The 12,336-nt window shown below is 69.6% G+C and carries 13 protein-coding genes; 5 read left to right on the top strand and 8 right to left on the bottom strand.

Features of this window, described 5'->3' with window-relative positions; genetic code table 11:
- Positions 1-54: 54 nt before the first annotated feature.
- Positions 55-555, bottom strand: a complete 501-nt coding sequence (locus tag ACWENQ_RS07890) for a hypothetical protein (protein ID WP_452413217.1) — start codon at positions 553-555, stop codon at positions 55-57.
- Positions 556-714: 159 nt separating this feature from the next.
- On the opposite strand from ACWENQ_RS07890, the gene ACWENQ_RS07895 reads away from it, so the two are divergent.
- Together ACWENQ_RS07895 and ACWENQ_RS07900 are read left to right on the top strand one after the other, a co-directional pair.
- Positions 715-1,251 (top strand): peptidylprolyl isomerase, encoded by a 537-nt coding sequence (locus tag ACWENQ_RS07895; protein ID WP_452413218.1) that lies wholly within the window; start codon positions 715-717, stop codon positions 1,249-1,251.
- 113 nt (positions 1,252-1,364) lie between these two features.
- Positions 1,365-2,225, top strand: a complete 861-nt coding sequence (locus tag ACWENQ_RS07900) for a rhomboid family intramembrane serine protease (RefSeq protein ID WP_449930068.1) — start codon at positions 1,365-1,367, stop codon at positions 2,223-2,225.
- A gap of 36 nt (positions 2,226-2,261) precedes the next feature.
- Here the strand turns inward: ACWENQ_RS07900 and ACWENQ_RS07905 are convergent, their stop codons facing one another.
- The gene (locus ACWENQ_RS07905) at positions 2,262-2,507 is read right to left on the bottom strand and encodes a cell division protein CrgA (RefSeq protein WP_354916965.1); all 246 of its coding nucleotides are present in this window, start codon (positions 2,505-2,507) and stop codon (positions 2,262-2,264) included.
- 131 nt (positions 2,508-2,638) lie between these two features.
- Here ACWENQ_RS07905 and ACWENQ_RS07910 point away from each other — a divergent pair, with 131 nt between their 5' ends.
- From ACWENQ_RS07910 to ACWENQ_RS07920, 3 genes are read left to right on the top strand one after another with little or no spacing between them, the layout of a single operon-like run.
- Positions 2,639-3,259, top strand: coding sequence for a class E sortase (locus tag ACWENQ_RS07910; protein ID WP_354916968.1), 621 nt, complete (start codon positions 2,639-2,641; stop codon positions 3,257-3,259).
- Between the two features lies 1 nt (position 3,260).
- A complete protein-coding gene (locus tag ACWENQ_RS07915; RefSeq protein ID WP_354916971.1) occupies positions 3,261-3,419 on the top strand; it encodes a hypothetical protein in 159 nt (52 codons plus the stop codon).
- Positions 3,416-3,982 (top strand): anthranilate synthase component II, encoded by a 567-nt coding sequence (locus ACWENQ_RS07920; RefSeq protein WP_354916974.1) that lies wholly within the window; start codon positions 3,416-3,418, stop codon positions 3,980-3,982. Before ACWENQ_RS07915 ends, ACWENQ_RS07920 begins: the two co-directional genes overlap by 4 nt.
- Before the next feature lie 384 nt (positions 3,983-4,366).
- Here ACWENQ_RS07920 and pknB read toward each other — a convergent pair whose 3' ends face one another.
- The 6 genes from pknB to ACWENQ_RS07950 form a co-directional block, all read right to left on the bottom strand.
- Positions 4,367-6,208 (bottom strand): Stk1 family PASTA domain-containing Ser/Thr kinase, encoded by a 1,842-nt coding sequence (gene pknB / locus ACWENQ_RS07925; RefSeq protein WP_452413219.1) that lies wholly within the window; start codon positions 6,206-6,208, stop codon positions 4,367-4,369.
- A gap of 82 nt (positions 6,209-6,290) precedes the next feature.
- Complete coding sequence (locus ACWENQ_RS07930) at positions 6,291-7,748, bottom strand: serine/threonine-protein kinase (protein WP_449930063.1); 1,458 nt, start codon at positions 7,746-7,748, stop codon at positions 6,291-6,293.
- Entirely contained in the window at positions 7,745-9,202 is a 1,458-nt protein-coding gene (locus tag ACWENQ_RS07935; protein WP_449930061.1) for a peptidoglycan D,D-transpeptidase FtsI family protein, read from the bottom strand. The genes ACWENQ_RS07930 and ACWENQ_RS07935 overlap by 4 nt, the downstream gene beginning before the upstream one ends.
- A complete protein-coding gene (locus tag ACWENQ_RS07940) occupies positions 9,199-10,548 on the bottom strand; it encodes an FtsW/RodA/SpoVE family cell cycle protein (protein WP_354917108.1) in 1,350 nt (449 codons plus the stop codon). Before ACWENQ_RS07940 ends, ACWENQ_RS07935 begins: the two co-directional genes overlap by 4 nt.
- Before the next feature lie 30 nt (positions 10,549-10,578).
- Positions 10,579-11,856, bottom strand: a complete 1,278-nt coding sequence (locus tag ACWENQ_RS07945) for a Stp1/IreP family PP2C-type Ser/Thr phosphatase (RefSeq protein WP_449930059.1) — start codon at positions 11,854-11,856, stop codon at positions 10,579-10,581.
- A complete protein-coding gene (locus tag ACWENQ_RS07950; protein WP_354916989.1) occupies positions 11,853-12,323 on the bottom strand; it encodes an FHA domain-containing protein FhaB/FipA in 471 nt (156 codons plus the stop codon). Before ACWENQ_RS07950 ends, ACWENQ_RS07945 begins: the two co-directional genes overlap by 4 nt.
- Positions 12,324-12,336: the final 13 nt, after the last annotated feature.

The raw sequence follows: 12,336 nt of genomic DNA on the forward strand, positions 1-12,336 counted from the left end.
GCTTGGTTAGAGGTCAACGCGGCCGCGCGCAGGGGCGCGGCCGCGTCGCACCCGTCAGGTCGTCTTCGGCGCCGCCTCGTCGACCTTCTCGGCCGTGTCCTCCGCGTGGGATGACACCTTGTCGGCCGCCTTGTGTGCCCGCTCGCTGACCCAGCGAGAGGCGTCAGTGGCGGACTCCTTCATGTGGTCGGTCCACTGCTGGGCGTTGCGGCGGTAGAACACGAACCCCATGGCGCCCAGTGCCACCCCGGTCATCAACACCATGACTGGCCACCGGCGGGACCTTGCCGGTGTCGGGTCGATTCTGCTGGCCGCCTGGCTCAGCATGGCGCTGATCCTCGGGGCGAGCTGATCCTCGACCCGATGAGCGGCATCCTCCAGTTTGGGCGCCGCCCAGTAACGGGCATCCTCGATCCGATGCGCGGTGACCGTCTTGGCCTGGTCCGCCATCGGGGCGAGCCGGTATCCGGCCCGCATGGCCTGAGCCTTCATGCGGCCCAACCACGTCGCGGGAATCTCTACCACGACGTGGCGCTTTCTCAGTGTCAGGGACACGACAACCTCCCCTGTCGTTGGGGCCCCGCAGCGTGACCTTCCCGGTACAAGGCGGCTCAATCATGACGAGCCGTGGGAGGATGCATGAGTGGCCCCAGCGGCCTTGACATGCAAACCATCACAGAATGATCCCTGTGCACAGAGGGGGGCAGCTGTCTCGTGGCTGAGAAGCTGATCGCAAACCTGCAGACCAACCGCGGTCTCATCAAGATCGAACTCTTCCCCAACAAGGCGCCGAAGACGGTTCGCAACTTCGTGGAGCTCGCCGAGGGCACCAAGGAGTGGACCCACCCCGGCACCGGCGAGAAGAGCACCGGACGCTACTACGACGGCACGATCTTCCACCGCGTCATCGACGGATTCATGATCCAGGGCGGCGACCCGCTCGGCCAGGGCATCGGCGGCCCCGGTTACGAGTTCGACGACGAGATCCACCCGGAGCTCGTCTTCAACAAGCCGTACCTGCTGGCCATGGCCAACGCGGGCGTCCGCTTCGGCAAGGGCACCAACGGCTCGCAGTTCTTCATCACCGTCGTGCCGACGCCGCACCTCAACCGCAAGCACTCGATCTTCGGCGAGGTCGTCGAGGGCCAGGACGTCGTCGACGCGATCGCCAAGACGCCGACCGGCCGTAACGACCGCCCCACCGAGGACGTGATCCTCGAGTCGGTCACGATCGACCGCGTCGAGGGCTGAGCGACGGGCTGGGCGGCCGCGCTCGTCGGGAACGCGAGGCTGTCGCCCGCGACGGTCCAGCGCCGACCCTCCCGATGAGTAGGCTGGCGGTCAGTGGACGAGAAAGGCCCCTCATGACCAGCCAGCCGCCCAGCCCCCAGGAGACCGTGCCCACGTGCTACCGCCATCCTGGCCGGGAGACGTGGGTCCGCTGCCAGCGCTGCGAACGGCCCATCTGCCCTGACTGCATGCGCGACGCGGCGGTGGGCTTCCAGTGCCCCGAGTGCGTCGCCGAGGGCAACAGGACCGTACGGCAGGCACGCTCGACCTTCGGCGGCGGCGTCGTCACGACGCCCTACGTCACCTACACGATCCTGGGGCTCATCGCCCTGGTCTTCGCCGGCCAGCTCCTCACCGACAACAGGCTCGGTTCCGCCCTCATGATGAACACGGTCTACGTGGTCGGCGAGGGCGAGTACTACCGGATGATCACCAGTGCCTTCGCGCACTCCACCACGATGATCTTCCACGTGCTCTTCAACGCCTGGGCGATCTGGGCCATCGCGCCCTACCTGGAGCGAGCCTTCGGGCACGTCAGGTTCGCCGCCCTCTACCTGCTGTGCGCGCTGGGCGGCTCGGTGATGAGCCTGTGGTTCGACGACCTGCGCACGGCCACGGTGGGCGCCTCGGGCGCGGTCTTCGGGCTGTTCGCGGCGATTTTCATCGTGGGGCGCAGGCTCAAGCTCGACGTGCGCGGCATCGCGACCGTCATCGTGCTCAACCTGGTGATCACGTTCGTGGTGCCGGCCGTCACGGGATTCGGCATCAGCTGGACCGCCCACGTCGGCGGCCTGGTCACCGGCGCGGTGCTGACCACCGCGCTGGTCTACGCCCCCAGGAAGCACCGCGCCCTGTATCAGGCGCTGGCCCTCCTGGGGGGTTTTGCGATCATGGTCGCGCTGACGGTGATCCGCGCGACGTCGTTGCTGTCCTGAGACTTTCCCCAGGCTGTGGAAAACCTGTGGAAAGTACTAACGCCAGCGGGTGGAAAGCACCACACCGAAGATGATGAAAGCGAACCCGACCAGCAGGTTCCAGTTGGCGAGATCCTTGAGCAGAGGCGCTTGAGGGGCCACGTAGTAGACCGCGATCCACAGGATCCCGACGATCCACGACAGGACCATGGTCGGCGCCAGCCATCGCGGGCTGACCTTGACCTCTTGCGACTTCTGCGGCGGCGTGTAGACCGCCTTCTTGCGAGTCTTCGGCTTGGGCACGGGATAACTCCTGCTGGCGGCCGGGGGCCATCCGGATAGTCCCCAGGCTCTCTGGTCTGCCCAGGATAGTCGCCACGCGCGGAACATGGCGATCCCCGGCGTCCGCCACGCCTGTGCATAACCTGAGCAGAGTGAGGGCACTGCTGCGGACCTGCGGGGAGCTGAGCATCACGGCCGGTCTGGTGATGATGTTCTTCTGCGCCTACCTGCTGTGGGGCACCAGCGCCTACACCCAGCGCCAGCAGCAGCTGCTCCAGCGGCAGCTCGCCGAGGAGCAGGGCGACGCGACCGCCCACCTCGGCCGGATCAGGCTCGGCAACGCCCTGGCCCTCCTGCGCATCCCCAGGCTCGGCGACGACTACAAGTACGCCGTGGTGGAGGGCGTCGACGCCGAACACCTGAAGAAGGGCCCCGGTCACTACCCGGGATCGGCGCTGCCGGGAAAGATCGGCAACCTCGTCCTGTCGGGCCACCGCACCACCTACGCGGCGCCGTTCAACCGCATCGACGAGCTCCGGCGCGGCGACGAGATCATCGTGGACGCCCGCGAGGCCCGCTACACCTACCGGGTCATCTCACAGGACGTCGTCGAGCCCGACGAGGTGGACATCCTCGCCCCCGTGCCCGGAAAACCCGACATCACCCCCATCAGGGCGATGATCACGCTCCTGACCTGCCACCCCGAGTACTCCGCCGCCCAGCGGCTCATCGTCTACGGCGTGCTGAAGTCCACCGAGCAGAGGAAGGCCTGACATGTACGGCTGGATCTGGCGGCACCTGCCCGGCGGACCGCCGACGCGGCTCCTGGCGGCCCTCGTGCTGGTCGCCGTGGCGGGAGCCGTACTCTGGTATGTCGTCTTTCCTCTTCTCGAGCCCGCCGTGACGCTGGATGAGGTGACCGTCCGCAAATGATCCTGGTGGTGGACAACCACGACAGCTTCGTCCACACCATCGTGCAGTACCTGCGCTTCCTGGGCGCCGTGTGCGAGGTGCGGCCGCGTGACGTCGTGCGCGTGGAGGACGCCGACGGCTTCGCCGGCGTCCTGGTGAGCCCAGGGCCCGGCACGCCCGAGGCGGCGGGAGTCAGCGTGCCGCTGGTACGCCACGCCGCCGCCACCGGCAAGCCGCTGCTCGGCGTGTGCCTCGGACACCAGGCGATCGGCGTGGCCTACGGCGCGGTCGTCTCCAGGGCGCCCGAGCTCATGCACGGGCGCACGAGCGCCATCATCCACGACGGCAAAGGCGTGTTCGCGTCGCTTCCCTCGCCCGTGACGATGACGCGCTACCACTCGCTCGCCGTACGGCCCGAGACGGTGCCCGACGAGCTGGAAGTGAGCGCGCGGACCGCCGACGGGACGATCATGGGCCTCCGGCACCGCACCGCGCCCATCGAAGGGGTGCAGTTCCACCCCGAGTCGGTGCTGTCCGAGCACGGGCACCAGCTGCTGGGCAACTGGTTGTCGACCATCGTGTAACGCGGCGCCGCCACGGAACGACTTACGGGTGAACGTCCCCGCCGTCGCCCCCGAGCGGCGGGGACGTTTCCCATTCCAGCCCCGGGGTGAACGCCCCCGGCGTCCAGGCTGCCCCGAGCGACGGCGACGGTCACATTCCGCCCCCGGGCCGCCCCGAGCGGCGGCGACGGTCCACGCCGATCCCGGGTGAACGCCCCCGGCGTCCTCCAGGCCGCCCACGGGTGTGTTCCCGGGCCCCAGCGGCGTTCCCGAGCCTCCAGCGCGGTCCTGGGGCCGTCGCGACCGCCTACCGGCGCTCTGCACGCCGGGCGGCGGCGATCACGAGCGTGTGGGAAAGGAAACGGCCCCCTCGCCCCGGGAACCGGGTGAGGGGGCCGTCCTGGGTCACGGGCCGAGGTCTGGCGGCTCGCCGGTGTCGCCCGGATCCTCGGTCGCCGGGTCGGACGGGATGTCCGTCGGCTCCTCGGTCGCGGGGAACGACGGCTCCTCGGTCGGCTGCTGCTGCTCCGGCCCCGTCGAGACCACGATCGTGACCGTCGTCTTCTGGTTCTGCGAGCTGCCCGCCTCAGGGCTCTGCGTGATGACCGTGCCAGGCGGCTGCTCGCCCGGCTGCGGCACCACCTTCACCCGGAAGCCCTCGGCCTTCAGCTCGCTCTCGGCCTCCTCCTGCGTCTTGCCGACGACGCCGGGCACCGGAACCTGGGCCTTGGGCACGTACAGCTTGACCGAGCTGCCCTCCTCGACCTCCGTGCCGGACTTGGGCTTGGTGTCGAAGACCTTGTCCTGCTCCCTGGAGGAGACCACCGGCGTGATCACGCCTTCGAGACCGGCGTCCTTCAGCGCGTTCCTGGCGTCCTCCGGCGAGGAGCCGATCAGGCCGTCGGGCACGGCGATCTTCTTCGGGCCCTTGGACACCTTGAGAGCGATCGAGGCGCCCTCGTCCACCTTGGTGCCGGCGTCGGGCTCGGTACTGATGACCACGCCCTTCGGCACCTCGGCGTCGTTCTCCTCGGTGACCGTGAACTTGAGCTTGAGCGCGGTCAGCTCGGCCTCGGCGTCCTTCTGCTTCTGCGTGGCAAGCTGCGGCACGGTGACCTGCTTGGCGGCCGTGCTGCTCCCCGAGGCGAGGAACTTGTAGCCGACGAACACGAACGCGCCGATGATCAGCAGCGGGACGAGGATCCAGGCCGCGGTCTTCGCCGCGGTGTTGCCGCCGCCACCGCCCGCGCGCCGTCTGCCGCCGCGGCTGGGCTCGCCCTCGCCGTACTCGTAGGGCGGGATGGCGCTGGTGCGCTGCGTGGCGGGGCCGGCACCCTGCGGGGCGGCCATCGTGCGGGTGCCGGGGCCGTAGTTGGCGACCATCGTCATGGTCTGCGCCTCGACCGGCATGCCGGACATCGCGCGCTGGATGTCGGCCCGCATCTCGCCCGCGCTCTGGTAGCGCTGGGCCGGGTCCTTGGCCATCGCCTTGAGCACGATCGCGTCGGCCCACGGGGGAATCTCGGGGTCGATCTGCGACGGCGGGATGGGCTCCTCGCGCACGTGCTGGTAGGCGATCGCGACGGGGGAGTCGCCGGTGAACGGCGGCTGGCCCGTCAGCAGCTCGTACAGCACGCAGCCGGTGGAGTAGATGTCGCTGCGGGCGTCGACCCGCTCGCCCCTGGCCTGCTCGGGCGAGAGGTACTGCGCTGTCCCTATCACCTGCGCGGTCTGCGTCATCGTGGCGGCCGAGTCGGCCATCGCGCGGGCGATGCCGAAGTCCATCACCTTGACGTCGCCGGCGCGGGTGATCATCACGTTGGCCGGCTTGATGTCGCGGTGCACGATGCCGCCGCGGTGGCTGTAGTCGAGCGCCCGCAGGATCCCGTCGACCAGCTCCACCGCGCGCTCGGGCAGCAACCGCCGGTCGGCCCGCAGCAGGTCGCGCAGCGTGCGCCCGTCGACGTACTCCATCACGATGTACGGCACGGGCGTGCCGTCGGTGGCGTCCTCGCCGGTGTCGTAGACGGCGACGACGGCCGGGTGGTTCAGGGACGCCGCGGACTGGGCCTCACGGCGGAAGCGGGCCTGGAAGGTGTGGTCACGCGCGAGGTCGGCGCGGAGCGTCTTGATCGCGACGATGCGGTCCAGCCGGATGTCTCGTGCGCGATACACCTCGGCCATGCCGCCGCGCCCGACGACGCCGTCGAGCTCGTAGCGACCTCCGAGTAGCCGAGGCTGAGTCATTTCCTGCACTGTCCCTTACCGTTCATCTTGGGTACCGGCCGGCTCGCGGGCCGCCAGTGTCCATCATCGACCCCGCGACGCATCACGTCTCCTCGTTCGGCGGGATGGTTTCGCCCGGATCGGGGGAGCCAGTTGGTGTCACTGTTGGCGTCGGGGTGGGGGTGGGCGTTGGTGTGGGCGTCGGGGTCGGGGTCGGGGTCGGCTTTGGCGTCTTCGTCGTCGTCGGCCGCTGCGTGGGAGTGGCCGACGTGCTTACCGTAGCTGACCGTGAGGGTACCGGCCGAGCGGTCCTCGGCGGAACCGTGGCGGGCCGGCGTGACGGTGTCTTGGTCCTGCTCGGCTTCATGGACGGAGTGCTTTCCACAGTTTGTGTGGGTTCCGTCACGTTGGGGGTTTCGCCGAGGCCGTAATTGGCGATAGCGAACGCCCCGAGCCCGACCGCCGCGGCGCACCCCGCCGTCGCGACCAGCACCGTGGTGCGCCGCCTGCGCCGCCGCACGGGCTCGGAGATCTGCGTGTGCGCGCCCCACCGCCCCGTGTCGTCCCCGTACGGCCCGCCCCCGCCGGGGGGCACCGGCGTCGGCGTGCCGCCGTACGGCTCGGCGGGCTCGATGACCGTCTCGGGCGAGCCGCCGACCGGACCCTGGCCGGTCCGCTGGTTGACGCGGAACCCGGCCGGATCGGTCAGCATGCGCAGCTCGGTGCCGGAGTCGTCGGCGCCCAGCATCGTCTGGCGCAGCGCGAGAGCCCGGTCGGCCAGCTCCCGCGCGCTCGCGGGACGCCTCGACGGCTCCTTCGACAGCAGCTCCATGACCAGGTCGCGCACCGGCGCCGGGATCGAGGCGTCCAGCGGCGGGGGAGCCGCGCTGAGGTGCTGGAGCGCGATCGCCACCTGGCTGTCGGCGTGGAAGGGCGTGCTGCCGGCCAGGCACTCGTAGGCCACCACGCCGAGCGAGTAGAGGTCGGTCGAGGGCGTCAGCGGCAGACCCTGCGCCTGCTCGGGGCTGACGTACTGGGCCGTGCCGAGAACGGTGCCCGTCTGCGTGACGGGTGCGGCCTCCATCGCGCGGGCGATGCCGAAGTCGGTGACCTTGATCGTGCCCTCGCGGGTGACCAGCAGGTTGCCCGGCTTGATGTCGCGGTGGATGATGCCCGCCGCGTGCGCCGCCTGCAGCGCCTTGGCGGTCTGGTGGATCACGTCGAGCGCCACCTCGGGGCCGAGCGCGCCGTTGCGCGCCAGGATGGCCGACAGCGACTCTCCCGGCACCAGTTCCATCACCAGGTAGGCCAGGTCGCTCTGCTCGCCGTAGTCGAAGACCTGGGCGATGCCGGGATCGGACAGGCCCGCGGTGATCCTGGCCTCGTTGCGGAAGCGGGCGAGGAAGGACGGGTCGGCCGCCACGCCGCCCCGCATGAGCTTGACGGCGACCTCGCGGCCGAGCAGTTCGTCCTTGCCGCGCCAGACCTCGCCCATGCCGCCGACGGCGATGCGCGACACCAGGAGGTAGCGCTCGCCGAGCCGGCGACTGGGGGAGGTCACTTGGCGAGCACCGCCTCCATCACGGCCTTCGCGATGGGAGCCGCGGTCTGGCCACCGGAGGCCTCGGTGCCCGCGCTGCCGGACTCGACGATGACCGCCACCGCGACCTGCGGGTCCTGGGCGGGCGCGAAGGAGATGAACCAGGCGTGCGGCGCCTTGCCCGGCGTGGTCTGCGCGGTGCCGGTCTTGCCGCCCACCTCGACGCCCGGGATCTGGGCGCGGTTGGCGGTGCCGTTGTTGACGACGCTGACCATCATCTGCCTGAGCTTGGCCGCGGTCTCGGAGCTGACCGCCTCGGACAGCTCCTCGGGCTCGGCCTCGTCGATGGTGTCGTTCTTGGCGTCGGTGATCTTCTGCACCAGGTACGGCCGCATGACCTTGCCGTCGTTGGCGATGCCGGCGGCCACCATCGCCATCTCCAGCGGCGTCATCTGGTTGCTGCGCTGGCCGATCGAGGCCTGGGCGAGCGCGGCGGCGTCCTCCTTGGGGCCGACGTCGCTCTTGGAGACCTCCATCGGGACGGACAGCGGCTCACCGACGCCGAACTTCGCGGCCTGCTCGGCCATCCGGTCGTAGCCGAGGTCCATGCCGATCTTGCCGAACGGCGTGTTGCACGAGCGCTCCAGCGCGTACACCAGTGGCACCTGGCCGCCACCACAGGCCGCGCCGCCCGAGTTGGGCAGGTCGGCGGTGGTGTTGGGCAGGTCGAGGACCTGTGGGGCGGGCACGATGGTCTGCCCGTCGCGGCTGGAGTCGTCCTCCAGGAACGCCGCCGCCGTCACCACCTTGTAGGTGGAGCCGGGCGGGTAGGTGCGGTTGATCGCCCGGTTGACCAGCGGACCGTTGGTCTTGTCCTTGTCGAGCTTGTTGTAGGCGGCGAAGACCGTCCCCTTGTCGGTGCCCGACAGCACGTTCGGGTCGTAGGTGGGCAGCGACACCATGGCCAGGATCGCGCCGGTCTTCGGGTTGAGCGCGACGACCGCGCCCCGCTTGCCGCTGGCCGCCAGCGCCTCGTGGCCCGCCTTCTGCGCCTTCGGGTTGATCGTCACCTCGACGTTGGCGCCGCGCGTCGGCTCGCCGGTGAACAGGTCGATGCTCCTGCGCAGCAGCAGGTCGGGGTGGCTGGCGTCGAGGTAGCCATTGGTGGCGCGTTCGATCGCCGACTCGCTCTCCGGGGAGAAGTAGCCGGTGACGTGCGCGAAGACCTTCCCGTCCGGGTACTCACGGACGAAGCGGAAGTTGCCCTTCTTCTGCTCGACCGACTGCGCGAGGATCGTGCCGCCCGCGGTGATGCGGCCGCGCTGCACCTCGTAGCGCTCGAAGAAGTTGCGCTTGTTCCTGGCGTCGTCGTTCAGGCTCTCGGCCTTGAGGGCCTGCACGTAGTTGACGTTCAGCATGAGCAGCCCGAACATGACGAGACACGCCACGGCCGCGCGCTTGAGAGGCCCGTTCATCGCTGGAACACCTGCGTCAGTCCTTCGTCCTGGATCGCCTGGGGTGGGGGGCGTCGGGCGGCATCAGACATGCGTACCAGAAGGGCGATAAGGATCCAGTTAGCCAGCAGCGCCGAACCGCCCTGCGACATGAACGGCGTGACGAGACCCGTCAGCGGGATGAGGCCGGTGACGCCACCGACGATGATGAAGATCTGCCAGGCGAGGATGAACGAGAGGCCGCCGGCCAGCAGCTTGGAGAACGGGTCGCGGGCCGCGATCGCGGTGCGCAGGCCGCGCTCCACGATGAGCGCGTAGATGAGCAGCAGCGCCATCAGCCCGGTGAGGCCGAGTTCCTCGCCCACGGCGGTGAAGATGAAGTCGGAGAAGGCGAGCGGGATCTCCTTGGGGTGGCCCTGGCCGAGCCCCGTGCCCAGGATGCCGCCTGCGCCCAAGCCGTACAGCCCCTGCATGAGCTGGTAGCTGCCGCCGAACGGGCGGTCGTAGTACGCGGGGTTGGCGGGGTCCAGCCACACGTCGAACCGGTCGCCCACGTGGCTGAAGAGCTGGCCGGCGATGTAGGCGCCGCCGACGAACAGCAGCACGCCGATCAGCACCCATGAGGTGCGCTGCGTGGCGATGTAGAGCATCACGACGAAGCCGCCGAACAGCAGCAGGGAGGAGCCCAGGTCACGCTGCAGCACCAGGACGCCGATCGCGACGGCCCAGGTGATCAGGATGGGGCCGAGGTCGCGGGCGCGTGGCAGGTCGATGAACAGCAGCCGCCGCCCGGCCAGCGCGAGGACGTCGCGCTTGGCCACCAGGTAACCGGCGAAGAAGATCACCAGCGCCAGCTTGGCGAACTCGGCGGGCTGGATGCTGAAGCCGCCGACGCCGATCCAGATGCGGGCGCCGTTGATGGTCTTGCCGAGCCCCGGGGTGAGCGGGGAGATCAGCAGGACCAGGCCCACGAGGCCCGCGGTGTAGGTGAGACGTTGCAGGGCACGGTGGTCGCGCAGCACGATCAACGTCACGGTGAAGAGCACCACGCCGACGCCGGTCATGACGATCTGGTTGGTGGCGGACGCGCCCTCCTGCCCTGCCACCTCCAGCCGGTAGATCATCACCAGGCCGAGGCCGTTGACGAGGGTGACCAGGGGCAGGATGAGGGGGTCCGCCCACGGGGCGAACTTTGCCAGGACGAGGTAGGCGACCAGCATCAGGCCACCGAGGCTGAGGCCGTACGTCAGCATGCCGGCGGGGATGGCGCCGTCGACGGCCAGGCCGACGTTGGCGTAGGCCCCCATGACGATCGCCACGGCTCCGGCCAGCATGAACAGCTGGACGGCACGCCGCTTGGCGGGCATGGGGACGGGGGTCGCGACCACTTCGCTCACCTACTGGGACCTCGTCTTGGTCGGGGTTGATGACGGGGTGACCGAGGGCTTCGGCTCGGTGGCGTTGAGACTGAACGTCAGGCTGTTGATCTTCTCGAGGCCCTCGCCCTCGTCGGCGACCTTGATGCCGTCCTTCACCAGAGCCTGTTCGGTGGAGGACAGGTCGGAGACCTTGCGACCGGTGGGCTTGACCACCTCGAAGAACTGGATGGGGCCCACCTCCTGCTGCACTCCGCGATAAACGACCACCTCGTCGCCCCTTGCTCCGACGAAGTACTGGTCCTGAACCCATTGCCAGCCGAAGAAGCCGCCGACACCGGCGGCCACCCCGGCCACACCGAGCACGGAGACCAGCACGGGCCACACGCGACGGCGCCTGACGGCTCGCCCCGACGCCTCGGCGTCGTCGTAGTCGTCATCGTCGTCGGTGATCACCGGCTGGGGTGCGGTCGCCGCGCTCACTCGCCCCGCCGGCTCCCCGGGGGAACCCGCGCGAAGCCGGTTGGAGCCGGCCGCGCCGACCACCGCCGCCTCCGTGGGCACCTGTACGCCCTCGGTGAGGTCGACCACGTCGGCGAGCACGCAGGTGATGTTGTCGGGGCCGCCGCCTCTGTTGGCCAGGTCGATGAGCTGGCGCACGACCTCCTCGGGGTCGTCGATGTTGGTGAGCGTCGCGTGCAGAGTCTCGGCGCTCACCACCCCCGACAACCCGTCGGAGCAGAGCAGGTAGCGGTCGCCGAGCTGGGCCTCACGCAGGGTGAGGTCGGGATCGACCTCGCCGCTGCCGTCGAGGGCCCGCAGCAGGATCGACCGCTGCGGGTGCGTCGCCGCCTCCTCGGGGGTGATCCGCCCGTCGTCGACCAGCTGCTGGACGAGCGTGTGGTCGTGGGTGATCTGGTAGAGCTCCCCGCGTCTGAGCAGGTAGGCGCGCGAGTCGCCGACGTGCACCAGCGCGACCTGGGTGCCGTTCCAGAGCATCGCGGTGAGAGTGGTGCCCATGCCCTTGAGGCTGGGATCCCGCCCGACCATCTCGTGGAGCTTGCGGTTCGCGTCGCGTACCGCCGCCTCGATGGCGTTGAGCAGGTCACCCCCCTGTTGGCTCTCTTCCAGAGAGGCCATTGCGGCGATGGCGACGGAGCTCGCCACCTCGCCGTGTGCGTGCCCGCCCATGCCGTCGGCGACGGCGAGCAGGCGGCCGCTAGCGTACGCCGAGTCCTCGTTCCCTTCGCGGAGGAGGCCGACGTCCGAGCGGGCGGCGTAGCGGAGTGCGATGGTCATTTGCGCAATTCAATGACTGTCTTGCCGACCCGGATCGGGACACCGAGCGGCACAGGGGTCGGGCGGGTGACTTTCGAGCGGTCGAGATACGTGCCGTTGGTTGAGCCAAGATCTTCCACGATCCACTGACCGTCCTGGGGGAAGAGTCGGGCATGCCGGCTGGAAGCGTAGTCGTCGGTCACGACCAGCGTGGCGTCGTTGGCCCTGCCGATGGTGATGGGCGTCTCCGTGAGGCTGATGGTGGTGCCCTGCAGGGGGCCGCCCGTGACGACCAGCTGGCGTGGCTCCCCCTTCTTGCTCTTGGGTTTGGCGGCGGGCTTGGGGCTCGCCGCCTTGGGCCGGGGCGCGGCCGGAGCCGTACGTGAACCGAACAGGTCCGTCCGGATCACCCCGACTGCGGCAATGACGAAGAACCACAGCACCGCCAGGAAGGCGAGCCGGATCAGCAGCAGCGTGAGCTCGGACATGGACCGTTTGTCT

Source organism: Nonomuraea sp. NPDC004354 (assembly GCF_053602555.1).